The sequence below is a fragment of the Microbispora corallina genome (genome assembly GCF_016863035.1).
Lineage (GTDB): Bacteria > Actinomycetota > Actinomycetes > Streptosporangiales > Streptosporangiaceae > Microbispora > Microbispora corallina.
This window is the reverse complement of sequence record NZ_BOOC01000016.1, coordinates 1-24720: the sequence shown is the minus strand read 5'-3', so window position 1 is coordinate 24720 and position 24720 is coordinate 1. Positions and strand designations below refer to the sequence as shown.

The window sequence follows — 24720 nt, the reverse complement described above, 5'->3', positions numbered from 1 at the left end:
CCGTACGGGAGCGTCTGCGCGCCGACGTGCTCGGCCTCGGCCTGTGGCCGGCCGCGCCCGTGGCCGCCGGGCTGGCCGCCGACCCCTCGGCGGGCGGCCCTCGCCCTGCTCAGGAGGAAGGCGGGCATGCGGTACCTCATGGACGTCGTCGGGTTCGACGCCGGCGCCCGGGCCGTGCGCGGCTCCCACGGCCTGCTCCCCCGCGACCCGCGGGACGGGCCGGTGCCGCTGTGCTCCGACCCGTCCGCCGCGCGCGACCGCGTCGCCGTGACCGAGGTGAAGGACCTCCTGCTCGGCCGCACGGCCTGAGGCCTCGCTCCGGCGTCACGGCGCCTCGATCCCGCCGTCCGGCCGCCGCACCCGCGCCGCCCACCGCTCGTGCAGATGGGTGAGCGGCGGGTACTTCGCCGCCTGCGCCTCGTCGAGGTCGATCCCCCAGCCGGGCCGCTCGTTCGGGTAGAGGTACCCGCCGGCCGGGCCGATCGTCCCCGGGAAGACCTCGTGCACCGCGTCGGGGTAGACGTGCCCCTCCTGGATCTGGAACGCGGGCGAGGTGACGTCGAGGGCCACGTTGGCGGCGGCGCCGATCGGCGACACGTCGGCCGGCGCGTGCCAGGCCGTGCCCACACCGGTCAGCTCGCACAGCGCGACCAGCTTGCGGGCCGGGGTGAGGCCGCCCACCGCGGAGACGTGCAGGCGCAGCAGGTCCACCCCGCCGTCCCTGACCAGCCGGACGGCGTCCGTGACCGACGCGACCTGCTCCCCCACCGCGATCGGCATCGGCGCCGCCTCGCGCACCTCGGGCAGCCGGTCGTACAGCTCCAGCGGGATCGGGTCCTCCAGGAAGAACAGCCGGTACGGCTCGAGCGCCCGGGCCAGCACCACGGCCTGCTTCACCGTGAGCCGGGAGTGCACGTCGTGCATGAGCCCGGGCTCCTCGCCCAGCTCCTCCCGGGCCCGTTCGAACAGCTTCGGGGTCTCCCGCAGGTAGCGCTGCACGTCCCAGCCGTCCGGGTACGGCGAGCCGGGATGGCCGCCGGCCGACCCCGGCGCCCCGTAGGTGCCGAGACCGGGGCCGCCGGTCTGCAGCCGGACGTTGCGGTAGCCGGCCGCCAGGATCGCCGCGGCCCGCTCGATCGTCTCCTCCACCGTGGCCCCGTCCGCGTGCAGGTAGGTGTCGGCCGCCGCCCGCACCCGGCCGCCGAGCAGCTCGTACACCGGCATGCCGGCCCGCTTGCCGGCGATGTCCCACAGCGCCTGGTCGACGCCCGACAGGGCGCTGTTGAGCACCGGGCCGCCGCGCCAGTAGGAGGACAGGTGGACCATCCGCGTGATGTCCTCGATGTCGGCCGGGTGCCGGCCGATCAGCATCGGCCCCACGTGGTGGTCGACCGCGGCGGCCACCGCGTGGAACCGCTGGGTGAAGGTGGCGCAGCCCAGGCCGTACAGGCCGGGGTCGCCGGTGTCGACGCGGACCACGACCAGCGGCACGCCCTCGGGGGCCGTCACGACGGCCCTGACCCCGGTGATGCGCAGGCCGTCGCGGGCCGGCCAGGGGGCCTGGGTCTCCGGCATGGGCACCGGACCGGTCACGACGCCTCCCCGGCGGGAACGGGCTCGTACAGGTGCTCGGCGGCGAAGCCGAGCAGGGTCCCCGCCGCGGTCAGGTCCACGGGCGCGGTCCTGCCGGGCATCGGGGCGCGGCGCTCGACGCTCGGGTGGAAGCGGGCGAGCAGGTCCTCGGTCGGCTGCGGGGCGAGCGTCACCGGCGCGGTCGCGAAGACGACGTGGAAGCCCTCGATCGGCCGGACGATCGCGAGCCACGCCGCCCGGGCCGCGTCGCGGGTGTCGAGGTAGGTCCACAGCTCACGGGCGCCGGACGCGGGGTCCTCGGCGTAGTCCGCGGCCCGCGCGCCCAGCCGGTCGCCGGGCGCGCCGAGCAGGGGGTAGCGCAGCGCGACCACCGTCATGCCGTGGCGGCGGGCCATCATGGCGGCCGTCGCCTCGTCCACCTGCTTCGACAGCCCGTACGGGTCCTCGACCTGGAGCGGGAGCGCCTCGTCCACCGGCACGTACGCCGGGTGGAGGGCCCGCGCCGCCCAGGGCAGTCCGAGCGCGCTGAAGCTGCTCGCGACGGCGGCCCTGCGCACTCCGGCCGCCCCCGCCTCCTCCAGGACCACGAACGTCCCCCCGGCGTTCCCGAGGAACACCTCCTCGGGGGTGCCCAGGGTGGGGGCCGGGATGGCGGCCAGGTGGATCACCGCGTCCACGCCGTCGAGGGCCGCGCGGACCGCCGCCGGGTCGTCGGCACGCCCCGTGACGACCCGGTCCGCCACGAGATCGCCCGGGTCGCGCAGGTCGAGCGCGCTCACCGCCACGCCCTGCCGGGCGAGCAGTTCGAGCACGACGCGGCCCACCCGCCCTGCGGCGCCGGTCACCAGCACGCGGCGTGGCGGCTCCGCCATCCGGTCCCCCGTTCCTGTCATGTCGCGAAAACGTTTGTGCAGTGGGAGCAGCATCCTCGGGCGAGGCGCGTCAAGCAAGAGATCACGGCCCGCGGAGCCCGCCCGAGGAGCCGGCGAGGCCGACCGGGGGACCGTCTCGACGAGCACCGAACCAGTACATCAGGACCACCACACCTCCGATCTATTTCCTGCACGGAAACCCGCGCCGAACATCCCCGTCCGGAGGGAAGTCCCTGTTCAAGACGATCCCGTGAGCGATCACGAGGGAAACTGTTGATTTCTCGGAGCTTAAATTAGCTATTGACGTGCGAAAACATCCAATGTTAACTGCGGCTGACAGTGCTGAGACGGCGACTGTGCGCCAGCCTCGTGCCGGGGGCGGCGGGCGGTTCACGTCGTCCCAAGCTGCGCCCCTGCTCCCCAGTGCACCCCCGCACCCCCCACTCCTCCGGTCCCTCCCCCGGCCGGAGGCGGCCGTCCCGCCGTGACGCGTCCCGCGGCGACAGGGCGGCCACCACCACGAAAGGGTGATCACGGTGATGAGGCTCCTGCGGTCCCTGCCGCTGCTGGCGCTCCTCGGCGGGCTGCTGGCCGGCGGGGTCGCCGCCCCGTCGCTCGCCTCGACGACCGACGCCGCCTTCGACCAGTCGAGCGGCACGCTGAACGTCGACCACGCGAGCTACCTGGCCAAGCACGACATCGTCTACAACCGGCCCAACACCAACCCCCTGTACGGCCTGACCGTGGGCAACGGCCGCACCGGCGCCATGGTCTGGAGCCAGAACGGCCTGACGATGCAGACGTCCGGGGTCGACCTGTCCGAGCAGTCCGCCTACGCGGCGGGGCTGGTGAACCTGGCGACCACCCCGGCCATGGACTCGGGCTACTCCACCTACCAGCAGCGGCTGTCCCTCTACGACGGCACCCTGGTCACCAAGTACGACGCCAACCGCACCGTGACCGTGATGGGCTCGCCCAACTCCGAGGTCATGGGCATCCACGTGGACGACTCCCGCGGCGGCGTCTCCAGCGTGGCCCTCACGCTGAGCATGTGGGACCCGGCCACCGTCACCAACAGCGGCGACGTGCCCGACCTCACCACGTGGAAGACGATCTCGACGTTCGCGGACGCGAACGGCGCCGGGCTGAGCCGCGGGCAGTCCGACCCGAACGGGTTCGGCTACACGCTGGCCGCCACCGTCGAGGGCGCGAGCTACACGACGCAGGTCGTCGACTCGCGGACGGTCCGGCTGACCATCACGCCGACCTCCAGCTACACCATCTGGTTCACGGCGGCCGGCCGGATCAACGCGCCGAACCGCGACTCCGTCACCCAGGCCCGCAGTCAGCTCGGCTCGGTCAAGTCGGCCGGGTACGCCACCACGCTGACGAACTACAAGAACTGGTGGCACGCGTTCTGGGGCTCGTCGTTCGTGCAGTACTCCGGCCTGAACGGTGACGCCGACTACCTGGAGAACGTCTACTACCTGTCCACCTACATGATCGCGGCGGGCGGCTACGGCACCTACCCGTTCCACTTCATCAACGGCGTCTTCCGGGCGACCCAGGACAACACGAAGTGGAGCAACGCGTACTGGTACTGGAACCAGCGCGACGTCTACCTGTCGTTCCTCGCCTCCAACCACCCGGACCTCACCGACCGGCACAACAACCTGTACAGCCGGAACTACAACGCGCTGAAGTCGTACACGCAGACCCGGTACGGCGTGGACGGCATATGGGTGCCCGAGACCATGGGCTGGGACGGCAACGCGCGCGGCACGGTCGGCAGCGACTACACCAAGAACATCCTGTCCACCGGCTACGAGGCCGCCTACAGCATGTACATGCGGTACCGGTACACCAACGACACCGCCTACCTGCAGAACGTCGCCTACCCGTTCATGCGGGAGACCGCGAAGTTCTACTCGGCCATGCTGTCCTACGACAGCGCCTCGAACACCTACTCCATGGCCAACTCCAACTCCCACGAGACGTACTGGAACGTCCCCAACGCGATCACCGACCTGGCCGCGGTGCGCAGCATGTTCCCGCTGGCGATCCAGGTGAGCCAGCAGCTCGGGGTCGACGCGGGGCTGCGGTCGACCTGGCAGAACGTGCTCGACCACCTGGTGCCGTACGTCGTGTCGAACGGCGCCTACCAGCCGCACCAGCCGCCGATCTCGCAGACGCGCAACAACGAGAACGTCTCCTCCGAGCTGATCTGGCCGTACGAGGTGACCGGCATCGGCTACCCCGACTACCAGACGGCCGTGAACACCTGGAACCAGCGGCCCTTCCCGTACGGCAACGTGTGGTCCAACGACGCCGTGCAGGCCGCCCGGCTGGGCCTCGGCGACCAGGCCTACCAGGGCATGAAGACCATGCTGCAGAAGTACCAGAACTACCCGAACGGCATGACGAACAACACCAACGGCGTGTTCGAGTACCTGGGCGTGCACCTGACGGCCCTGAACGAGTCGCTGATGCAGAGCTACAACGGCAAGATCCGGGTCTTCCCGGCCGTGCCGGGGGACGCGTCCTTCGTGGGGAGGTTCACGCTCCTGGCCAAGGACGGCTTCCTCGTCAGCTCGGAGCGCGAGTCGGGCGAGGTCAAGTACGTCGGCGTGAAGAGCCTGTACGGCAAGCAGGCCACGGTCGTGAACCCGTGGAGCGGGCAGCAGGTCCGGGTCCGCCGGGTGTCGGACGGCACGATCGTCACGACGAGCTCCGCCGCCGAGATCACCTTCCCCACGGCGTCCGGCGCGGTGTACGTCGCCGAGCGCACGGCCAAGCCGCTCAGCTCGTACTCCTCGGTCACGCTGACGGGCACCGCCAACCAGGGCGTGAAGACCCTGAGCGGCACCGCCTCCACGCTGGGCCTCGGGACGACGCAGAGCGGCCTGGTCAACGACACCGAGCTGACGTACGACGCGAACTGGTACCAGACGACCGCCCGCGGCTACGGCGACTACAACGACGACACCCACCACACGACCACGGTCGGGGCCACCGCCCAGTACACGTTCACGGGCACCGGCGTCGACTACCTGTCGGAGCGCAACGGCGACATGGGCAACGTGGACGTGTACATCGACAACGCCTTCCAGGCGAACGTCAACCTGTACGTGTCGGGCGCCCGCCAGGTTCAGCAGGTGGTCTACAGCAAGACCGGCCTGGCGAACGGGCAGCACACCATCAAGATCGTCAATAAGGCGACCTCGGTCGGCATGGTGGACGCCCTCCGCGTGCGGACGCAGCAGGGCGGCTCCTCCGCCGTCAGCCTCCGCGCGCGGGCCAACGGCAAGTACGTCACGGCGGCCCCCGGCTCGTCCCTGATCGCGAGCGCGACCTCCGTCGGCACGAACGAGCAGTTCGACCGCGTGGACCTCGGCGGCGGCGCCATCGCCCTGCGGGCCAGGTCGAACGGCAAGTACGTGACGGCGGAGAACGCCGGCGCGCAGGCGCTGATCGCCAACCGGGACGCGGCCGGCTCCTGGGAGACCTTCCAGCAGGTCGCCAACGCGGACGGCACGATCAGCCTCAAGGCGCAGGCCAACGGCAGGTACGTCTGCGCCGACAACGCCGGCGCGTCGGCCCTGATCGCCAACCGCGACGCGATCGGCCCCTGGGAGTCGTTCGACCTCGTCACCGGCTGACCCCGCCGGGATTTCCGCCCGTCAGGACCTCGCCCTGCGGCGGCTCGGCTCGGCCGGGCCGCCGCAGGGCGAGCAGGCCGTCCGCCCCGGGGCGGCCGCGCGAGGGCCTTCGCGACCGGTTCGCGTGGGTATGCCCAATGTGTCGGCTCGGGCGCCGCGCGGCGTCCGACGGGAGGGGGCGGGACATGGCACACCTTTCGACGCGTTGCGCGCTGGCGGCCCTGGCCGTGATCGCGGCGGGGGCCCTCACGGCCGCGCCGGCCCAGGCCCGGCCGGGCCCGGGCGGGGGCGGCGACGCGAGCAACCGGAACGGCGGGCACGCCCGGGGGAACCGGAACTACGCCTCGGTCAACAGCCCCACCGTGGTGAAGGGCGACCAGAACGTCGCTATCAGCATCAGCGGGAAGACGAACACCCAGGTCGGGTCGTGCAAGGGGCAGACCAGGCGGTGCCGGATCAATCTCAGGAGCCGGCTCGACTGACGACCCCGGCTCGAACCCCGCGTCCGTGCCAGGACTGTTCGGGCCGCTGACGCCGGCGTGGGGACCGAACTCCTGACTCCCGCGGCGTTCTGATCCGTCTCTGATCTGTGCCGTCTACCGTCGTCCGGCGACAGCCGTCGCGACCCCGGCCGCCCGGGTGCCTCGCGAGACGAAGGAGCCGGACATGCACGATCCCGTCACGCGCGCCATGCACCAGGAACGCGCCGAGCCCGCCGGCGGACCGGCCGGGCAGTTCGCGGAGGCGTTCCCGCACCTGCTGCTGGAGGCGCTGCGACGCTCGCCCGGCACCCCCGCCTTCGAACACGGCGCCGGGATCGTCTCCCGGGGCGAGCTGCTGGAGCTCATCGGGCGCATGGCCGGCGCCATGCGGGAGGTGGGCCTCGGCCCCGGCCGGGGCGTCGCCGTGAGCACCGGCGTCTCGCCCGAGGCGTTCGCCGCCCAGATGGCCGCGCACGTGCTGGGCTGCCGCGTCGTGGCGGTACGGCCCGGGTACACGCCCGGCCAGCTCGCCCATGTGCTCGGCACGGGAGTCGACGCCCTGGTTCTCGACCGGTCGACGGCGACACCGGAGCTGCTCCATGCCGCCGGAGCGGCGACGGTGCTGTCGCCCGGTCCCGCCCCCGGCGTGGCCGGGGCGGTCGACCTCCTGGCCCATCCCGGCGACGGCCGCTTCCCGGCCGTCTCGGCGCACCCGGACGACGTGGCCCTGCTGACCTTCACCAGCGGCAGCACGGGCCGGCCGAAGGGCTGCGCGCTCACCTACCGGGCTCTCGCCGCGCACTGGTCCTGCCATCGCGCCTGGTCGTCGATCGCGCCCGGCTTCGCCGAGTCCTTCCGGCGCTACCTGTTGTTCGGCACCCTGTCCAGCCTGGTGGTGCTGGACTTCCTGGCGTCGTGCCTGCTCGGCGGCGGCACCGCGGTGATCCCCGATGAGGACGGCCGGCCGCTGTTCCCGTACGCGATCGAGCGGTACCGGATCACCGGCGCCATCGCGGCCGTGCCCCGGCTGTACGGGATGCTCGACCTGCTCCGCGAGGACCCTGTCGACATCGGCACCCTGCGCGCGCTGACGGTCTCCGGATCCCCCGTCAGCCGGCATCGGCTGCGTGAGGCAGTGAACCGGCTGGGCCCCGTGGTCTACGTGGGATACGGGGCGACCGAGGCCGGCGTGATCTCCATGCTCGCTCCCGCTGACCTCGCCCGGTTGCCGGACCACGCGCCCGTCCCGGTCGGCCGGCCGCATCCCCGTGCCGAGATCAGCGTGCGCGACGAGGAGGGCCGCCCGGTCGCCGCGGGACGCACCGGCGAGATCCACGTCCGCAGCCCCTTCCTGATGGCGGGCTACTGGGATCAGCCGGAGGAGACCCGCGACGTGCTGCGGGACGGCTGGCTGCGCACCCGCGACCTCGGTCACCTCGACGACGCCGGCCTGCTGTACCTGACCGGCCGGACCAGAGACGTGATCATGGTCAACGCGATCGTCGTGTACGCCGGTCCCGTCGAACGGGTGCTGGCCGGCCACCCGGACGTGGCCGAGGCGTACGTGACCGGCGCGCCGGACGAGCGGACCGGGGAGGCGGTTCACGCGTTCGTCGTCCCGGCCCCGGGCCGCACCCCGGATCCCACCGCCCTGGCGGAGCTGGTCCGCGCCGATCTCGGCGCGGACAGCGTCCCCCGGACGATCAGGACGGTGTCCGCGGTGCCGGTCGCGGCTAGCGGCAAACCGGACAAGCAGGCCCTGCTGGCGCAGCACCCGTCCTCGGGGCTCTGATCGATCTCTGAGAATTCCCGGCCAACACTGGTGAACCTTCAACCACCGCAGTGAGGGAGGCGTCGGTGCCGCGGACCATCCGGGAGTTCGAGGCGGCGGCCCGGGACCGGCTGGACCCCGCACACTACGACTACTTCGCCGGCGGCGCCGGCGAGGAGATCACCGTGCGGGCCAACGAGGCGGCGTTCGCCCGGCTCGCGCTGCTGCCGCGCGTTCTGCGCGGCGCGGGGAGCCCGCGGATCGGGGTCACCCTGCTCGGCAGTCCCGTGGCCATGCCCGTGCTGGTGGCGCCGACCGCGTTCCACCGGCTGGCCGATCCGGAGGGCGAGCGGGCCACGGCGCGCGCCGCGGCCGGTGCGGGCACCATCATGATCGTGAGCATGGCCGCGACGGTGGCCGTCGAGGACGTCGCGGCCGCGGTGCCCGGCGCCACCCTGTGGTTCCAGCTCTACGTCCAGCCCGACATGGCCTTCACCGAGGCGATCGTCCGCCGAGCCGAGGCGGCCGGGTGCGCGGCGCTCGTCGTCACCGTGGACTCCCCCGCCCGGGGACGCCGGGACCGGGACCTGCGCAACGGCTTCGACGACCTGCCGGAGGGCATGCGCTGCGAGAACATGCGCGACGGCGACCCCGGCGGCCCGGACGGCGACCTGGTGCGGCCGATCGTCATGTCGCCGGAGATCTCCTGGGAGCACGTCGACCTGCTCAGGCGCATGACGAGGCTGCCGATCGTGCTCAAGGGCGTCACGCATCCGGCCGACGCGCGCCTCGCCCTGGACCACGGCGTGTCGGCGCTGTACGTCTCGAACCACGGCGGACGGCAGCTCGACACCGTCCCGGCCGCCGTCGATCTGCTGCCGGAGATCGTAGCCGCCGTCGCCGGGGCCGTACCGGTGCTGGTGGACGGAGGGATCCGGCGCGGCCCTGACGTGGTGAAGGCGATGGCGCTTGGCGCGTCCGCGGTCGCGGTCGGCCGTCCGGTGATCTGGGGTCTGGCGGCCGGCGGCGAGCGCGGCGTGGCCCGCGTGCTCGGGCTGCTCCGCGACGAGGTCGAGCACACGCTCACCCTGTGCGGCGTCGCCTCGGTGCACGACCTCGGACCCGACCTGGTGCGGCCGTGCTGACGGCGGCGCCGGTCGCCGTGGGGGTGGCGGTGGCCGCTCTCGTCATCGGCGTCCCCCGGTGGCTCCCGGGGCGGGTCGTCGCGCTGCGCGGCTGGGTGTTCACGAGAGTCAACGGCGACGAGAGCATTCCGGTCCCCGGCGACCTGATCGGCGTGGACCGGTTTAGGGAGGTCTACTCCCACCCGGCGGCCTCCGGCCGCAGCAGGGGCGCGGCCCTGTCCGACCTGTTCTGGTACTGGCTGTCGCCGGGGCCCGAGATGCACCAGGAGCACCTGGAGGCCGGGGAGCGGTACGACGCCGTCGCCCTGGTCACCCGTCGCATCCTGTCCGTGCCGCGGGCCCGGGCGGAGGAGCTCACCCGCCGCTGCGTCGCCCGGGCGCTTCGGGACAGCCGGGGGGTGGTCCGGCTGCGCGACCTGATGATGCCGGCGTGGGCCGAGTTCTCCTACGAGCTCGTGTTCGGCGAGCCCTGCCCGCCGTACGCGCGGGACCTGATCGTCGGCAACGCGGACGACGTCGTGACCGCCCTGAAGTGCTGCGGCCTGCGGCACATGGACCGGCGCGACCGGCTGACCGCGTATCTCACCCAGTCGCTGCCCCGCGTCCGGCACGAGCTCCCGGCGGGGCTGACGGCCCGGGAACAGGCGCTGTATCTCCAGGGCGCCTTCTTCAACACCGCCGTCGTGCAGATGTCGGAGGCCGTGGCCCACGTGCTCATGGCCCTCGCCCGGCATCCGGACGTACAGGCCAGGGCGCGTGACGGCGACGACCGCTACCTGGACCAGGTGATCGCGGAGACGCTCCGGCTCTACCCGCTCTTCGGCATCGCGCACCGCGTCACCACCGGCGACATCCCTCTCGGAGAAGGGGCCACGATCCCGGCCGGCTCGGTGCTCTGCTTCGACTACCCCGCGTTCCACCGCGCGGGCTTCCCCGATCCCGAGCGTTTCGACCCCGGGCGCTTCGCACCCGGCCGCGCCCCGATACGGAAGCTCAACCACATTCCGTTCGGCATGCCGGCGAACCGGCCCTGCCCGGCGTCGCGGCTCGCGCCGCTCGCCATGCGGGTCGCGGTGCGGGAGACCCTCCGTGCGTGCCGGCTCGACTCCACCGCCTCCCACACCCGGTCCCTGCCCAACCGGGGACCGTGCCTCCTCACCCCCCTCGGAGTGGCGCGGCACGGGCCGGGACAACGCCTGACGTTGCTGTTCATGCGCGTCAGAGACGACTGGGAGGGCCTCTGGCGCAGCCTCGTGCAGCTCGTCCTCGGGACGTACATGGTGTGGGACGCGCGCCGGTCGCGCCTGTGCGAGCGCCACTTCTCCGGCGGCGCCGGCTCGGCGGGCTCATGACGGACAGGCGCGAGAACTGGATTAAATTTCATCTAGTTTCAGGTAGTAGTGGATGAAGGCGCAGAATGCCGGAGTGAAGTCCCGTATAGGGGCTGAAATCTGGAAATCTGCAGAAGTGGGTGCCACGGTTGTTCAGTGGCACGGATACCGGGGACGTCCGAACCGCGCGCCCGTCGCCTGCTCCTCGTGGAGGACGACCGCGAACTGGGGGACATGCTGGCCGGCGTGTTCACCGGCGAGGGATACACGGTCGACCTGGCGCTGGAGGGCCAGCGCGGCCTGCACCTGGGGCTGAGTCGCGACTACGACGCGATGATCATCGATCGCGGGCTCCCCGTGGTCGACGGTCTCGACCTGCTGAGGAGGCTGCGCCGCCGGGCGGTCACGGTGCCGGTGCTGCTGCTCACCGCCTTCGGCGCCCTCGCCGACCGTGTCACCGGACTCGACGCGGGCGCCGAGGACTACCTGGTCAAGCCGTTCGAGATCGACGAACTGCTGGCCAGGGTGCGCGCCCTGCACCGCAGGAACCTGGACCGGGCGGCGCTGCTGCCGGTCGGCGCCGGCTGGCTCGACTCCGCGTCCTGCGTCGTACGGCTGCCGTCCGGCGAACAGGTGTCGCTGTCCGGCCAGGAGTGCCGGCTGCTCCACGCACTGGCGGCCCGCCCCCAGCAGGTGCACACGCGCGCCTCGCTGTTGCAGCGGGTGTTCGACGGCGCCAGGACCGAGTCGATCGTGGACACCTACGTCTACTATCTGCGCAGCAAGCTGGGGCCCCGCGTCGTGCGCACCGTACGAGGCGTGGGGTACCGACTGGGTGAGCTGTGAGGCCACGACGGCGCTCCGATCCGGAGCGGCGCCTGCTGACATGGGCCCGCCGACGGATCACCGCGCAGGTGGCGGGCGTGTTCTCGCTGGCGATCGCGCTTCTGGGCACGCTGGTCTACTGCGTGGTCGTCGACGACCAGGACACCACTGCCCGGCGCGATCTGGCCGTGGCCGCGCAGTCGGCCTCGATCGCCCATCCGCCGCCGTGCGTCTGGCTGTTCGACCTGCGGGATGACACCGTACGGCGTTCTCCGGGGGCGCCGCGGAGCCTGCCGGTTCGCGACGCGTTGGACCGGGTCGCCGCCGACGGCCGCACCCGGGTCGACGTCGTGGAGGCCGGCGGGCACACGTACCTGGTCCGTACGGAACGGCGCGAGGGCGTGCCGGTGCAGGCGGTGAGGGATCTGTACTTCCCCATGGCCGAGCGGCGGCGGCTGCTGCGCACGCTCTGCGCGGCGGAGGTCGCGGCCCTGCTGGCGGCACTGCTGATCGGCCAGATCCTCGCCCGCCGGGCCATCGCGCCGCTGGGCGAGGCCCTCCACCGGCAGCGCCGGTTCGCCGCCGACGTGGGCCACGAACTGCGCACCCCGCTTACCCGCCTGCACGTCCGAGCACAGCTCGCCGCGCGGCGCCTGCGCCGGGAGCCGGATCCGCTTCTCGTCGCCGGCGACGTCGACCAGCTGGTCACCGGCATCGGGCAACTGGGCGAGGTGATCGAGGACCTGCTGCTGTCGGCCCAGCTCAGGCAGCGCCGCCGATCGTTCGGGCAAGCGGACCTGGCCGCGCTGGCCGAGGAGTCGGCCCGCGCCGAGGCGGCCCGCGCCGAGCAGCGCGAAGTGACGATCGGCCTGCGGCGGGGTCCCGGCGATCACGTCGTGCGGGGAGCGCAGCCCGCGCTGCGCCGGGTGATCTCCGCGCTCCTGGACAACGCGCTCCGCCACACGTCCCCGGGCGGCCACATCTGGCTGACCGTCTGCTCGGGTCCCGAGACGGTGCAGCTCAGTGTGTGCGACGACGGCGTGGGGCTGGACCCGCGTGACGGCGAGCGCCTGCTGGCCAGACATGTCGGCACACCTCACGCCGGAGGTCTCGGCATCGGCCTGGCTCTCGTGAGCGAGGTGCTGGACGCGCACGGCGGCACGATCGACGTGGACGGACGGCCGGGAGCCGGAGCGACCTTCACCATCCGTCTCCCACGGGCCGCGCCGGACGACCGGGGCCGCCTCACCTCCGCTTGGCGTACAGCGCCTTCACCTTGGCGACGGCCCTCTTGGCGATCTTCACGGTCAGCGGCCAGGTCGGGTGGCCCTTCCCGGTGAGCCCCTGGTAGACGATGACGGAGCTGCGGTAGGGCACCACGACGTACTCGGAGACCATGGTCGAGGTGTCGGCGCCGGCGTACCTCGCGTAGTCGAAGGTCACCTCGAACGCGTACGTCGCGTCCCCCATCCTGGCGACCTTCTTCTTCTTGAACGCGCTCCCCTGCCGGAATCCGACCACCCCGTCGCAGGCCGCGCCGACGCGCTTCGCGGCGGTCTCCAGCATGGCGAGCTCCCCCGCGTTCCCGCTGAGCACCTGGAGCAGCCCCCCGCCCTTCTCGTTCACGACGATCGCGCCGGGCCGGCCGCCGCCGAACACCGAGTCGTACGCCGTGAGCGCGTCCGCGCACCTGGCCACGTCCACCCGGTAGGTCGACAGCCGGGCGCCGTCGTAGGTGCCGGCGAGGACGAGCCACCCCTTCCCCAGGTCCTTGCGGGCGAGGAGGGCCTTCTTGATCTCCGCGGCGGTCAGCGGCCGGTCGCCTGCGGCCTGCGCCGGCGTCGCCCCCACCCCCGCCAGGAGGATCCCCGCCACGACCAGGGCCAGTCCGCGTCGCACCATCGTCAGCTCCCCATCCGGAACGATCAACGGTGCGACCGTAGTGAGCTTCCCATCGACGATCAATGAATTGCGCGGAAAATTCACAACTTACGCATACGTCCGGAGTGTGGCGAACCACCGCTCCGCCTGCCCCCAGGGCTCGACGGAGGAGAAGCCGGCGGCCGCCCCCAGGCGGGCGATGTCGGCGACGGACACCCGGGCCCAGCCGAACCACTCGCCCCGCGCGGGCCCCCGGCGCAGCCGTACCCGGTCGACCCTGCTGGCGGTGCCGGGCGGTTCGAGCTCGGCCAGCACCTCGCCGCCGGGCCGGGCCAGCTCGCCCGCCCGGCGCAGCAGGGCCAGCGGGTGGCCGCCGATGCCGATGTTGCCGTCGGCGAGGAGAACCGTGGCCCACCGGCCGCTGCGCGGGACCTGGTCGAAGACGTCGCGGACCAGGGCGAAGCCGCCGGCCCTGCGGGTGAGGCGGACGGCGTGCGGGGTGATGTCGATGCCGAGGGCGGGCACACCACGTCGGGCCAGGGCGGCGGTGAGCCGCCCGGGCCCGGATCCCACGTCGAGGGTGGGGGCGGCGCAGCGGGCCAGGACGGCCTCGTCGCCGTCGATCGGCTCCAGCCACCGGGCCGACTCCAGCGGGCGGCGGGTCCCGTCGGCGTACTCGATCTCGGTCGCCGCGCCGGTCAGCGACTCCGCGTAGAGCTCTCCCATCACCGCGGGGCGACCGCCCCGGCCAGGCCGCCCACGGCGGCGAGCGACGCGGCGAACCGGGAGTGCGGCGCCTCGGCCGCCACGGTCGCGGCGTCGGCGGCGGTGTCGACGTCGGTCAGCTCGGGGAGCGTGGCGACGTCCAGTCCGGCCGCGCGCAGCCGCGCCAGGACGGCCTGCCCGGTGTCGGGCCTCGACATGGGCGCGCCGATCAGCGCGGACGGAGCCGGGCGGCGCAGGCCGAGCAGCCAGAACCCGCCGTCGGCGGCCGGGCCGTACACCGCGTCGTGCCCGGCGAGGGCGTCGGCCGCCGCGCGCAGCAGCGCGGGGGTGACCTGCGGGGTGTCCATGCCTACCAGCACCGTGGGCAGCGGGTGCAGCCGGTGGGCGTCCGCCATGGCCCAGGCGATCCGCTCGTCCAGCCCGGCGCCGCGCTGCGGGATCACCACGCAGCCCGGCGGGAGCCAGGAGCCGGGCAGCCCCTCCAGCGCGAGGACCGTGTGCCGGACCCCGGTGCCGAGCGCGGCCCGCAGGGTGTCCTCCAGGGCCGCCGCGGCCAGGCCCGCGGCCTCGGCGGGCGTGAACGGCGGGGTGAGGCGGGTCTTGACCCGCCCCGCCACCGGTTCCTTGGCGATGACCACGATCTGCGCGCCGACCGCCCCGGAGCCGCTCGAACTCACGATCTTCATGCCCCGACGATAGGGCCGCGGAATGTGCCCAGATCTTACGAACTGCTGAAGGGCCTCGGAGGAAGGCCAGGTCACGCCTAGCGTGAAAGCGTGCTCACGCTGAACCGGAGTCCTCACCCCGTCCGCCGGCCGCCCGCCTCCCCCATTCGGCGGGCGGCGGCCGGGTGGGCGCTGCTCGATCCCCCCGTACGGCGGGCGCTCGCGGTGTGGGCGCTGCTCGTCGCCGGGTCGTTCGCGGCCGGGGGGATCCTGCTCGCGCTCGGCGTGGTCCGGATCGATTACCTACCGCCGTTCCATGGGCACGTGCGAGCGCCCGGCGCCGGGCTGCTGGCGCCCGCCGCGTTCGGGGCCGCCGCCGTGCGGTTCCTGCCGCGTCTGACGGCCCGGACGCGGTTCGGCACGGCGCTCCTCGCGGCGTACGCGTGCGCGCTGGCGTGGACCGTGCTGCTGGCCGTGTCCGGGGACGGGCTGGCGGCGCCGTTCACGCACAAGGAGGAGTACCTGGCGGTGCTGCCCGCGGTGGACGGTCACCCGCTGCGGTGGCTGGCCGGGTTCACCCGCGACCTGCCCGCGTACCCCACGCACGTGCGGGGGCACCCTCCACTGCCGGTCCTGGTGGTGTGGGCGCTGGACGCGGCGGGCCTGCGCGGGCCGCTGTGGGCGGCCGTGGTCGTGGTGGCCGCCGGGTGCTCGGCCGGGACGGCGGTCGCGCTCACGGTCCGCCGGCTGGCCGGGCAGGACGCGGCCCGCCGCGCGCTGCCCTATCTCGCGCTCATCCCGGCGTCGGTCTGGATCGCCACGAGCATGGACGCCCTCTTCGCGGCGGCCGGGGCCTGGGGGGTCGCCCTCCTCGTCCTCGGCCGGGGCCGCGTCGCGCGCGCCGCGGGCGGGCTCGCCGCGGGACTGCTGCTGGGGAGCCTGCCGTACCTGAGCTACGGGCTCGTCCCCTACCTGCTGATCCCCGCCGCGGTGGCGGTCGCCGTCCGGCCGCCCCGGGCCGCGCTAGTCGCCGCCCTCGTGGGGGCGGCGACGGTGACCGCGGCGTTCGCGTGGGCCGGCTTCCTCTGGCCCGCCGGGGTGATCGCCACGCACGCCGAGTGGGCCGCCGATCCGGGCGCGGCGCGGCCCTACCTGTACTTCCTCGTGGGCGACCTGGCGGTCCTGGCGCTGGTGACCGGCCCGGCCACGGCGGCGGGCCTGGCCGGGCGCGTCCCGTCCCGGGTCGCGGTGGCGGTGGCCGCCGCCGTCGCCGCCGTGCTGGCGCTCGACGTCAGCGGCGTGACGCGGGGCGAGGTGGAGCGCATCTGGCTCCCGTTCGCCGTCTGGGTGGGCCTGGCCGGGGCGTTCGCGGGCGGCCACCGGGCCGACGCGGGGACGGCCGCCCGCTGGGACCGGTGGCTGCTGGCCCAGGCGGTCACCGGGCTGCTCCTGCAGGCTCTGGTCGCGTCCCCGTGGTGAGCCGGCACCCCCCGGGAACGCGCCCCGGCGTCAGCCGAGAGGGGCGCCGGCGAACTCGCGCATGCCCTCGGCGAAGCCGATCCCGGCCTGGAAGCCGAGCTCCGCCCGCGCCCTGTCCGGTGAGGCGACGATGTGCCGCACGTCCCCGAGACGGTACTCCCCGGTGACGACCGGGCCGGGGCCGCCGCGCGACGCCGCGAGCGCCGCGGCCATCTCCCCGACGGTGCGCGGCTCCCCGCTGGCGATGTTGTAGGCGGTCAGCCGGCCCTCGGCCCCGGCGGCGAGCGCCGCCGCGTTGGCCCGGGCGACGTCGCGGACGTGCACGAAGTCGCGCCGCTGCCCGCCGTCCTCGAAGACGCGCGGGGCGCGCCCGGCTTCCAGGGCCGAGCGGAAGATCGCCGCCACCCCCGAGTACGGCGTGTCCCTGGGCATCCGGGGGCCGTAGACGTTGTGGTAGCGCAGGGCGACGGCCACGCCGCCCGTCTCCCGCGCCCAGCCGGCCGCGAGATGCTCCTGGGCGAGCTTGGTGGTGGCGTAGGCGTTGCGCGGGTCGGCGGGCGCGTCCTCACGGACGACCGCGGGCGCGAGCGGCGACCCGCAGCGCGGGCAGCGCGGCTCGAACAGCCCCAGGTCCAGGTCGCGGGGCTCACGTGGGCCGGGACGCACGGGCCCGTGCCCGGGACACGTGTAGGCGCCCTCCCCGTACACGACCATCGAGGACGCGAGCACAAGGCGGCCGACGCCGTGCCTGGCCATCGCGGCCAGCAGGACGGCGGTGCCGTACACGTTGATCGAGGCGTACGAAGGGAGGTCGGACACGTCGACCCCGAGCCCGACCCGGGCCGCCTGGTGGACCACCGCGTCCACGCCCTCCGTCAGCCGGTCCACGGCGGCCTCGTCGCGCACGTCCGCGCCCTCCCGGACGTCGAGGCCCACGACCTCGTGCCCGGACGCCGCGAGCTCCTCGGCGACGTGGCTCCCGATGAACCCGGCCGAGCCGGTCAGCAACACCCTCATCCCGCCGCCTCCGCCATGACGCGCCGCATGTCCCGCACGGCGAGCACGGTGCCGCGAAGGGTGCCCGTGACCTTCGACCGGCCGGCCCGGGGCAGGTAGTCGACCTCGGTCTCGCGCACCCGCCAGCGCGCCGCCGCCGCCCGCAGGACCATCTCCAGCGGGTAGCCGGACCGGCGGTCCGCCAAATCGAGCGCCAGCGCCTCCGTCCGCCGGCAGGCCCGCATCGGCCCGAGGTCGCGCAGCGGGACACCCGCGCGGCGGCGCAGGCGGGCGGCCAGCACGGCGTTGCCCATCCGGGCGTGCGCGGGCCAGGCGGAGCGCGGACGCGGCATCCGGCGGCCCAGCACCAGGTCGGCCTCCCCCGCCAGGACGGGCCCGGCGACCCGGGGAAGCTGCCGGGGGTCCAGCGACGCGTCGGCGTCCATGAAGCACACGATCGGGGCGGTGGCGGCCAGGAGCCCGGCGTGACACGCCGCGCCGAACCCCCGCAGCGGCTCGTGGACCACCCGCGCGCCCAGGGCGGCGGCGATCTCCGCCGAACGGTCCGTCGAGCCGTTGTCCACCACGAGGGGACGGAAGCCGTCCGGCATCCGTCCGAGCACCCAGGGCAGGGCGGCCTCCTCGTCGAGGCACGGCAGCACCACGTCGATGTCCATGCGGGGACGGTAGACCGGTGAGGGCGGGCCGAACCTTACGTGACGGTGACGTCCCGGCGGCACGGCCCCGGTGTGGCCCCGGCCCGGGCGGGCATGGCCTAGACGACGCCCGGACGACGCCCGGACGACACGCGGACCGCCGGGACCCGCCGGTGAAACGGGACCCCGGGCGCGCGGGCAGGCGCCGGTCCGCCCGCTCGGCGCGGGGCCTTTCGGGAAGACGGGCGAGGGCGCGCCGGTTGGCACGCCTGGCACCACCGGAACCGGAGACACCTTCAGACAAGGGAGCAGCGCATGGCCGAGCAGACTCAGCGGTCCCCCGCCGAACCGTCCGAGCTGAAGCGGCGCCTCGGCCGTACGGGCGTGTGGCTGGCCTCGCTGGCCGCGGCGACGGCCAACGAAGTGCGCGGCGCCGCCGGGGAGATTGAACGGCTGGGCTACCCGGCGCTGTGGGTGGGCGAGACGCCGTCCGGCAGGGAGGCGTTCACCCACGCGGCGCTGCTGCTGTCGGCGACCGAACGGCTGCAGGTGGCGACCGGCATCGCCAACGTGTACGCGAGGGACGCGGTGGCCTCCGCCAACGCCGCCCGGACGCTGTCGGAGGCGTGGGGCGGGCGGTTCGTGCTCGGGCTGGGCGTGAGCCACGCCCCGCTCGTCACCAGCCGGGGCCACGACTACAGCTCTCCGTACTCCTTCATGCGCGACTACCTCGACGGCATGGACCGGTCGACGTTCGCCGCGCCGATCGCCGAGGAGCCGCCCCGGCTGCTCGCGGCGCTGCGCGGCAAGATGCTCGAACTGGCCGCCCGGCGCGCGCAGGGCGCGCACCCGTACTTCGTCACCCCCGAGCACACGGCCCGCGCCCGCGAGATCCTCGGCTCCGGGCCGGTCCTCGCACCCGAGCAGGCCGTGGTGCTCGAGACCGACCCGTCGGCCGCCCGCGAGATCGCCCGTGACTACGCCTCCGCGTACCTGGCCATGCCCAACTACACGAGGAACCTGCTGGAGCTCGGCTTCTCCGACGACGACTTCCGGGACGGCGGCAGCGACGCGCTCGTGGACGCGATCGTCGCCTGGGGCGACGAGGAGGCGATCGCCGCCCGGGTGCGGGCCCACCACGAGGCCGGGGCGGACCACGTGTGCGTGCAGCCGCTGGCCGCCACGGTCGAGGCGCAACTCGACCACCTGCGGGCGCTCGCCCCCGCCCTTCTCACCTGATCCCGGCGGCGCCGTCACCGGTTTTGCCGTGGCGGCAAATTTCTTTGTCGGGCCGCCGGGGGCTGGTGCAGTCTTCTCCCTGCACGGGACACAGGTGACAGGGAGGACGAGCCCATGACGGAGACCGGCGCCGCCGCGGAGGATTTCTGGGAGGACTTCTACCGCGAGCGGGACCAGCACTGGAGCGGCCGGCCCAACGAGCTCCTGGTGCGGGAGGTCTCGCCGCTGCCGCCCGCGACCGCGCTGGACCTCGGATGCGGCGAGGGCGGCGACGCGATCTGGCTGGCCCACCGGGGCTGGCGCGTCACCGCCGCCGACATCTCCGCCGTCGCGCTGGGGCGGGCCGAGGCCCGGGCGGCGGAGGAGGGGGTGGCCGGGTTGATCGACTGGCAGCGGCACGACCTGGCGCGGTCGTTCCCGGCGGGGACCTTCGACCTGGTGTCGGCCGCGTACCTGCACTCCCCTGTGGAGGCGGAGGGCGAGCGGGCGGGGATCCTGCGCCGGGCGGCCGCCGCGGTGGCCCCGGGCGGGGTGCTCCTCGTGGTCGGTCACGCCGGGTGGCCCTCGTTCGTGGACGACCCGCACGTCCACTACGACTTCCCCACCACGGCCGACGTGATCGGCGCCCTCGACGTCGATCCCGCCCGGTGGCGGGTCGAGACCGAGGAACTCGTGACCCGGGAGGCGACCGCCCCCGACGGCAGGAACGGGACGCGCGCGGACACCGTGGTGAAGCTCCGGCGCACCGCCTGACCAGGGCCGGACACTCCCGGGTCGAAGCGCCCACGGCTGCCCGCGAGCCCGGCGTGGCACCGCACCGCCTGACCTCGGATCCGGACACTTCGGGGGCCGGGCGCCCACGGCTGCCCGGCGACGACACCCCGGCTACCCACGGTCACTCTTCGATCACGTTTTAGCGGGCGCATACGTGACATTGGGTAAGACGTTGCCATGACGCCCCTGATGACGATCGCGGTGCTCGATGTCGGCTGGCGGACGTGCGACGCCTCGGCGGCCTGCGTCGGCGTCGCCCTGGAGCCGTACGGCCGGTGCCTGGCCCACCTGGAGCGGGCCGAGACGGAGGCCGCGATGCGCGGACTGGCCCCCGGCCGCGGCCTCGACCTGCGCGGCACGGTCGTGCACGAGGACCTGCTCGCGCGGATCCTCGACCGGGTGGAGCGGCGCCCGGGGCGGGCCCGGTTCGACCGCGCGGTCTTCCCCGGCGAGGCACGCTTCGCCGGCGTCGTCTTCGCGGGCGACGCGACCTTCGACCGGGCCCGGTTCGATCGCCTCGCCTCGTTCTTCGGCGCCCGGTTCACCCGCCACGTCTCGTTCCGCGAGGCGCGGTTCGCCCAGGAGTTCTCCATGCACGACGCGCGGGTGCGGGGCCACGGCGCGTTCGACCACGTCCACGCGGGCAGCGACGCGCTGTTCGGCGACGCCAGGTTCGGCGCGGACGCGTCGTTCCTGGCCGCGGAGTTCGGCGGGTTCGCCGTGTTCGACGGGGCGCGGTTCGACGGCGACGCCGCCTTCCGTGGCGCGCGGTTCCGCCGGGCCGTCTCGTTCCGGGGAGCGGCCTGCGGCGGGGCCGCCGGGTTCGAGGGGGCCCGCTTCCACGGCCCGGCCTACCTCGGCCCGCTACGGGTGGGCCGCCGGCTCGCCCTCCGGGACGTGCGCGCGGACGGGCCGCTGCACGTCGACGCCGCGGGCGGACGCGTCGACCTGCGGGCCGCGGCCGTCGCCGGACGGCTCACGGCGCGGCTGTCGGACGCCGACCTCGATCTCGCCGGGGCCGCCCTGGGCGGCGCCGCGACGATCACCGGGCAGGGCGGACGGCTGCGCGTGATCTCGCTCGACGGCCTCGACGCCGCCGCCCTCACGCTGAGCGGGGCCGACCTGCGCGCGTGCGGGCTCGGCGGGGTACGCCGCCCCGAGGGTTTGCGGCTGCCCGACTGCCGGTTCGCCGCCACCCCGCCGGGGGTGCGGCTGACCCTGGGCTGGCCGCCCGTCCGGTGGTGGGCCCGCCGGCGGGTGCTGGCCGACGAGCGCGCCTGGCGGGGCTGGTCCCCCCAGGACGGGCCGCCGCTCGACCCCGCCGGCCTCGCCGCGCTGTACGACCGGCTGCGCCCCGCGGTGGACGCCCGGGCCTCGGCCGACTTCGCCTTCGGCGCGATGGAGATGAGGCGGCTGGGCGCCCCCCGCGGACCGGCCAGGCTGCTGCTGTCGGCCTACTGGCTGACCTGCGGATACGGCCTGCGTGCCGGGCGTACGGCCGGCTGGCTCACACTCGCCGCCGCCGTCGCCGCCGGAACCCTGTACGGCGTCGCGGGCGCCCGGCCGCCGAAGCCGCACCTCGGCCCCCGCTCCCCCGCCTCGGCCGCCCACCCGTCACCGGCCCCCTCCGCCGGCGACGCCGCGGCACGGTGAACAGGCCGCCGGACGCCGCCGCGCGGCGTGAATCGGGCCGCCGGACGCCGCCGCGGGGGTGATCGGGTCCCGCCCTCTGGGACTCCGCTCCGTTCCTAGGTGTGACGCACCCATCCAGGCGACCCCGGAGAGGTCATAGCGTGGCGTCGTGGAAGTGCTCGCCGACCTGCTCCGCGCTCTGCGCACGACAGCCCCACTGGACGCCCTGGCGCGGCTGCCCCGTCCCGGACGGCCCCGGGGGCTGCGCCGCGACGAGGTGGCCATGCTGACCGGCCTCGACCCCGAGTACTACGCACGCCTGGAACGCGGGGAGGTGGCCGAACCGCCCGACTGGGTGCTCGACGTCCTCGCCCGCGTCTTCAACCTCGACGCCGACGCCGTCGACCGCATGCACCGGCTCGCGCACCCGGCCGTACGGCGCCGGGTTCCCCCCGTCGTCCAGCAGACCGTCGACAACTGGCACCGGGCGCCGGTCTTCGCCGTCAACCGGCGGCTGGACGTCCTGGCCTCCAACAGGCTGGCCCGCGTCCTGTTCGACGGCATGGACCACACGGACAACCTGATGCGGCACGCGTTCCTGGAGCCCGGCGCCCAGGGGTTCTTCCGCAACTGGGAGCGGGAGGCGTGCTCCAAGGTGGCCCACCTGGTCGCCGCCAACGGGGACGACGCCGACGCCCCCGAGGTGCGGGACCTGGTCGACCAGCTCTGCTCGGAGAGCCAGGAGTTCCGCCGGATGTGGGGCCGCAGGGACGCCGAGGTGGACGAGTTCAAGCACATGTACCACCCCGAGGTCGGCGACATGGACCTCCGGCACGACACCCTGTCGGTCGGCGGCGCCCCCGACGTGCTGCTCTACGTCTGCCACGCCGACCCCGGCAGCGCCGCGGAGGAGGCGCTCACCCTGCTGGGCATCCTCGCGGCCGGCGAACCGTGAGCCCGGTCCCGTCACGCGGACCGGGTGTGCCGCGCCGCCGAGAGGTGGGCCAGCTCGATCAGGGCCCGTTCGGAGGGGCTGCCGGGCTCGGCCTGGAAGACCACCAGCTCCTGGCCGGGGGCGCCGTTGACGGCGAACGCGTCGAGGTGGAGGACCATCTCCCCGACCTCGGGGCGGTACATGCGCTCGCACGCCCGGGACTTGGGCCACACGTCGTGGCGGGCCCACATCACGCGGAAGTCCTCGCTGGCCGCGGAGAGCTCCCGGACCAGCTCGACCAGGGCCGGGTCGTCGACGTCCGACCCCATGGCCGCACGCACGTACGCGACCTTGTACCGCGCCTCCTGCTCCCAGTCGAGGTAGAAGTCGCGGGACGCGGGGTCGAGGAAGGTCAGCCGCAGCAGGTTGCCGGGGTGCTTCAGCCCGTCGATGAGGGCCGCGCCGAGCCGGTTCGTGGCGAGCACGTCGAGTCTGCGGTTGACCACGTACGCGGGCGCCATTGTCCAGCACTCCATGAGCCGCCTGACCCGGGCGTCGACGCGGTCGTCCGCCGTGCGGGCGCTCCGGGGACGGGCGAGCTCGTAGAGGTGGTCGACGGCGTCGGAGTCGAGGCACAGGGCCCGCGCCAGGGCGCCGACGACCTGGTCCGACGGGCGGCGTTCCCGGCCCTGTTCGAGCCGCGTGTAGTAGTCGATGCTGACGCCCGCCAGCATCGCCACCTCTTCCCGGCGCAGCCCCGGCGTGCGCCGCTGGCCACCCGCCCGCAGGCCGACCTGCTCGATCGACGTGAGCCGGCGCCGGGCTCGCAGGAAGTCCCCGAGCGGCCCAAAGCCTTCCACCTCGCCAAACTATGACAAATCTCCGCCGGAAGGGTAGGCACGCCAATCCCAGGAGTGGGTCAGGCCGCAGGTGACAGGCGCGCCGAGAAGGCGGCCAGGGCGATCTCCAGATCGGCCGGCCCGCCCGCCTCGTGCCCGTTGAACTCCCACACCGCGATCTCCTTCGGGCCGCCGTACGCGTCGAAGGCCGCGAAGGCCGTGGACGGCGGGCAGACCCCGTCGAGGAGGCCGGTCGAGAACCACGCGGGGGCGGCCGCCCGCCGCGCGAACGCGATCCCGTCGAAGTACGCCAGGGTCGCGAGCGTGCGCCGCGTCTCGCTCCGGTGCGTCGCCAGATACCCCGCTATCTCCTGGTAAGGGCCGTCGGTGGCCGTGCGGACGGCCCCGGGGATGTCGCACAGCAGCGGCGCCTGGAGGTGGACCGCGCGCAGGTCCGGCACCAGGCCCGCCACGGCCAGCGCGATGCCGCCGCCCTGGCTCGCGCCGACGACGCCCACCCGGGCCGGGTCGACCATGCCGGCGCTCCGGACGGCCTGGACGGCCCGCACCGCGTCCGTGAACACGCGGCGGTAGAAGTACGTCTCCGGGGCGGCGATCCCGCGCGTCATGAAACCGGGGTAGGCGGGGCCCGCGCCCACCGGGTCCGGGGTGACGCCGCCGGCGTAGGCGCCGCCCTGCCCGCGGGTGTCCATCAGCAGGTGCACGTACCCGGCCGAGGGCCACAGCAGATCGTCGAGCGGGTGCCCGCGGCCGCTGGCGTAGCCGTGGTACTGCACGACGGCCGGCAGCGGCCCCTCCCGGTGCCGGGGGACGCGCAGCCAGGCCCGGATGGGATGGCCGCCGAAGCCGCGGTAGCTCACGTCGAACACCTCGACCGTGCGCAGCGGCGTGGCGACCGGGGTGAGCTCCAGGTCGAGCGGGTGCCCGGCCGCCTCGTCGAGGGTCGTCCGCCAGAAGTCGTCGAAGTCCCCGGGCGCCTCGTAGGAACCGGGAAGCGCCCGCGGATCGACGCCGGGATCGGCCGTCACCGGCCCTCCGTCCGCACCGGAACCGCGCCGGGCGCGCGGGTCCACGCCGGGATCTGCCGTCATCGGCCCTCCGTCCTCTCGTGTCCGGCCGTGGTCGCGTGGCCGGCCGTGGTCGCGTGGCCGGCCGTGGTCGCGTGGCCGGCCGTGGTCGCGTGGCCGGCCGTGGTCGCGT

22 protein-coding genes are annotated in these 24720 nt (G+C 74.3%); 13 read left to right on the top strand and 9 right to left on the bottom strand.

What is annotated here, in order from left to right; translation table 11 throughout:
- The first annotated feature begins 126 nt into the window (after positions 1-126).
- Positions 127-309 (top strand): hypothetical protein, encoded by a 183-nt coding sequence (locus Mco01_RS18950; RefSeq protein ID WP_204058226.1) that lies wholly within the window; start codon positions 127-129, stop codon positions 307-309.
- Between the two features lie 15 nt (positions 310-324).
- On the opposite strand, the gene Mco01_RS18945 is transcribed toward Mco01_RS18950, so the two are convergent.
- Positions 325-1593: an enolase C-terminal domain-like protein gene (locus Mco01_RS18945; protein WP_204058225.1), complete on the bottom strand. Its 1269-nt coding sequence runs from the start codon at positions 1591-1593 to the stop codon at positions 325-327.
- Positions 1590-2465 carry an NAD-dependent epimerase/dehydratase family protein gene (locus Mco01_RS18940; protein WP_204058224.1) on the bottom strand — a complete coding sequence of 292 codons (876 nt, stop codon included), beginning with the start codon at positions 2463-2465 and terminating at the stop codon, positions 1590-1592. Before Mco01_RS18940 ends, Mco01_RS18945 begins: the two co-directional genes overlap by 4 nt.
- A 539-nt stretch (positions 2466-3004) precedes the next feature.
- Here Mco01_RS18940 and Mco01_RS18935 point away from each other — a divergent pair.
- The 7 genes from Mco01_RS18935 to Mco01_RS18905 all read left to right on the top strand — a co-directional run bounded on the left by Mco01_RS18935 (position 3005) and on the right by Mco01_RS18905 (position 13018).
- Positions 3005-6124 (top strand): fascin domain-containing protein, encoded by a 3120-nt coding sequence (locus Mco01_RS18935; protein WP_204058223.1) that lies wholly within the window; start codon positions 3005-3007, stop codon positions 6122-6124.
- Between the two features lie 185 nt (positions 6125-6309).
- On the top strand, positions 6310-6606 hold the full coding sequence (locus tag Mco01_RS18930) for a hypothetical protein (RefSeq protein ID WP_204058222.1): 297 nt from the start codon (positions 6310-6312) through the stop codon (positions 6604-6606).
- A gap of 184 nt (positions 6607-6790) precedes the next feature.
- On the top strand, positions 6791-8398 hold the full coding sequence (locus Mco01_RS18925) for a class I adenylate-forming enzyme family protein (RefSeq protein ID WP_204058221.1): 1608 nt from the start codon (positions 6791-6793) through the stop codon (positions 8396-8398).
- A gap of 65 nt (positions 8399-8463) precedes the next feature.
- Entirely contained in the window at positions 8464-9522 is a 1059-nt protein-coding gene (locus Mco01_RS18920) for an alpha-hydroxy acid oxidase (protein ID WP_204058220.1), read from the top strand.
- The gene (locus Mco01_RS18915) at positions 9516-10874 is read left to right on the top strand and encodes a cytochrome P450 (RefSeq protein ID WP_204058219.1); all 1359 of its coding nucleotides are present in this window, start codon (positions 9516-9518) and stop codon (positions 10872-10874) included. Before Mco01_RS18920 ends, Mco01_RS18915 begins: the two co-directional genes overlap by 7 nt.
- 135 nt (positions 10875-11009) lie before the next feature.
- A complete protein-coding gene (locus tag Mco01_RS18910) occupies positions 11010-11699 on the top strand; it encodes a response regulator transcription factor (protein ID WP_204058218.1) in 690 nt (229 codons plus the stop codon).
- Positions 11696-13018 carry a sensor histidine kinase gene (locus tag Mco01_RS18905; RefSeq protein WP_204058217.1) on the top strand — a complete coding sequence of 441 codons (1323 nt, stop codon included), beginning with the start codon at positions 11696-11698 and terminating at the stop codon, positions 13016-13018. Before Mco01_RS18910 ends, Mco01_RS18905 begins: the two co-directional genes overlap by 4 nt.
- Here the strand turns inward: Mco01_RS18905 and Mco01_RS18900 are convergent.
- The 3 genes from Mco01_RS18900 to Mco01_RS18890 all read right to left on the bottom strand — a co-directional run bounded on the left by Mco01_RS18900 (position 12924) and on the right by Mco01_RS18890 (position 14971).
- Positions 12924-13580 carry a hypothetical protein gene (locus Mco01_RS18900; RefSeq protein WP_204058216.1) on the bottom strand — a complete coding sequence of 219 codons (657 nt, stop codon included), beginning with the start codon at positions 13578-13580 and terminating at the stop codon, positions 12924-12926. The two genes, Mco01_RS18905 and Mco01_RS18900, sit on opposite strands and share 95 nt — an antisense overlap.
- An 87-nt stretch (positions 13581-13667) precedes the next feature.
- Positions 13668-14285 carry a class I SAM-dependent methyltransferase gene (locus Mco01_RS18895; RefSeq protein ID WP_239103735.1) on the bottom strand — a complete coding sequence of 206 codons (618 nt, stop codon included), beginning with the start codon at positions 14283-14285 and terminating at the stop codon, positions 13668-13670.
- Positions 14285-14971 (bottom strand): TIGR04282 family arsenosugar biosynthesis glycosyltransferase, encoded by a 687-nt coding sequence (locus tag Mco01_RS18890; RefSeq protein WP_204058214.1) that lies wholly within the window; start codon positions 14969-14971, stop codon positions 14285-14287. The genes Mco01_RS18895 and Mco01_RS18890 overlap by 1 nt, the downstream gene beginning before the upstream one ends.
- Positions 14972-15061: 90 nt before the next feature.
- Here Mco01_RS18890 and Mco01_RS18885 point away from each other — a divergent pair, with 90 nt between their 5' ends.
- Positions 15062-16429: a hypothetical protein gene (locus Mco01_RS18885; protein ID WP_204058213.1), complete on the top strand. Its 1368-nt coding sequence runs from the start codon at positions 15062-15064 to the stop codon at positions 16427-16429.
- A gap of 30 nt (positions 16430-16459) precedes the next feature.
- Here Mco01_RS18885 and Mco01_RS18880 read toward each other — a convergent pair whose 3' ends face one another.
- Together Mco01_RS18880 and Mco01_RS18875 are read right to left on the bottom strand one after the other, a co-directional pair.
- Entirely contained in the window at positions 16460-17446 is a 987-nt protein-coding gene (locus Mco01_RS18880; protein WP_204058212.1) for an NAD-dependent epimerase/dehydratase family protein, read from the bottom strand.
- The gene (locus Mco01_RS18875; protein ID WP_204058211.1) at positions 17443-18102 is read right to left on the bottom strand and encodes a glycosyltransferase family 2 protein; all 660 of its coding nucleotides are present in this window, start codon (positions 18100-18102) and stop codon (positions 17443-17445) included. The genes Mco01_RS18880 and Mco01_RS18875 overlap by 4 nt, the downstream gene beginning before the upstream one ends.
- Before the next feature lie 294 nt (positions 18103-18396).
- Here Mco01_RS18875 and Mco01_RS18870 point away from each other — a divergent pair, with 294 nt between their 5' ends.
- The 4 genes from Mco01_RS18870 to Mco01_RS18855 all read left to right on the top strand — a co-directional run bounded on the left by Mco01_RS18870 (position 18397) and on the right by Mco01_RS18855 (position 22681).
- Positions 18397-19320 (top strand): TIGR03620 family F420-dependent LLM class oxidoreductase, encoded by a 924-nt coding sequence (locus tag Mco01_RS18870; RefSeq protein WP_204058210.1) that lies wholly within the window; start codon positions 18397-18399, stop codon positions 19318-19320.
- Positions 19321-19434: 114 nt separating this feature from the next.
- Positions 19435-20073, top strand: a complete 639-nt coding sequence (locus Mco01_RS18865; RefSeq protein ID WP_204058209.1) for an SAM-dependent methyltransferase — start codon at positions 19435-19437, stop codon at positions 20071-20073.
- Positions 20074-20271: 198 nt separating this feature from the next.
- Positions 20272-21747, top strand: coding sequence for a pentapeptide repeat-containing protein (locus Mco01_RS18860; protein ID WP_204058208.1), 1476 nt, complete (start codon positions 20272-20274; stop codon positions 21745-21747).
- A gap of 148 nt (positions 21748-21895) precedes the next feature.
- Complete coding sequence (locus Mco01_RS18855) at positions 21896-22681, top strand: helix-turn-helix transcriptional regulator (RefSeq protein WP_204058207.1); 786 nt, start codon at positions 21896-21898, stop codon at positions 22679-22681.
- Between the two features lie 11 nt (positions 22682-22692).
- Here the strand turns inward: Mco01_RS18855 and Mco01_RS18850 are convergent, their stop codons facing one another.
- Positions 22693-23520, bottom strand: a complete 828-nt coding sequence (locus tag Mco01_RS18850) for a helix-turn-helix transcriptional regulator (protein ID WP_204058206.1) — start codon at positions 23518-23520, stop codon at positions 22693-22695.
- Between the two features lie 59 nt (positions 23521-23579).
- Positions 23580-24611 carry an acetylxylan esterase gene (locus tag Mco01_RS18845; RefSeq protein ID WP_204058205.1) on the bottom strand — a complete coding sequence of 344 codons (1032 nt, stop codon included), beginning with the start codon at positions 24609-24611 and terminating at the stop codon, positions 23580-23582.
- Positions 24612-24720 lie beyond the last annotated feature (109 nt).

Bases quoted from the DNA above. Each gene is read 5' to 3' on its own strand.
- Mco01_RS18845 (WP_204058205.1), bottom strand. From the start codon at position 24,611: ATGACGGCAGATCCCGGCGTGGACCCGCGCGCCCGGCGCGGTTCCGGT.
- Mco01_RS18900 (WP_204058216.1), bottom strand. From the start codon at position 13,580: ATGGTGCGACGCGGACTGGCCCTGGTCGTGGCGGGGATCCTCCTGGCG.
- Mco01_RS18935 (WP_204058223.1), top strand. From the start codon at position 3,005: ATGAGGCTCCTGCGGTCCCTGCCGCTGCTGGCGCTCCTCGGCGGGCTG.
- Mco01_RS18895 (WP_239103735.1), bottom strand. From the start codon at position 14,285: ATGGGAGAGCTCTACGCGGAGTCGCTGACCGGCGCGGCGACCGAGATC.
- Mco01_RS18870 (WP_204058210.1), top strand. From the start codon at position 18,397: ATGGCCGAGCAGACTCAGCGGTCCCCCGCCGAACCGTCCGAGCTGAAG.
- Mco01_RS18880 (WP_204058212.1), bottom strand. From the start codon at position 17,446: ATGAGGGTGTTGCTGACCGGCTCGGCCGGGTTCATCGGGAGCCACGTC.
- Mco01_RS18890 (WP_204058214.1), bottom strand. From the start codon at position 14,971: ATGAAGATCGTGAGTTCGAGCGGCTCCGGGGCGGTCGGCGCGCAGATC.
- Mco01_RS18865 (WP_204058209.1), top strand. From the start codon at position 19,435: ATGACGGAGACCGGCGCCGCCGCGGAGGATTTCTGGGAGGACTTCTAC.
- Mco01_RS18860 (WP_204058208.1), top strand. From the start codon at position 20,272: ATGACGCCCCTGATGACGATCGCGGTGCTCGATGTCGGCTGGCGGACG.
- Mco01_RS18940 (WP_204058224.1), bottom strand. From the start codon at position 2,465: ATGGCGGAGCCGCCACGCCGCGTGCTGGTGACCGGCGCCGCAGGGCGG.
- Mco01_RS18925 (WP_204058221.1), top strand. From the start codon at position 6,791: ATGCACGATCCCGTCACGCGCGCCATGCACCAGGAACGCGCCGAGCCC.
- Mco01_RS18950 (WP_204058226.1), top strand. From the start codon at position 127: ATGCGGTACCTCATGGACGTCGTCGGGTTCGACGCCGGCGCCCGGGCC.
- Mco01_RS18930 (WP_204058222.1), top strand. From the start codon at position 6,310: ATGGCACACCTTTCGACGCGTTGCGCGCTGGCGGCCCTGGCCGTGATC.
- Mco01_RS18875 (WP_204058211.1), bottom strand. From the start codon at position 18,102: ATGGACATCGACGTGGTGCTGCCGTGCCTCGACGAGGAGGCCGCCCTG.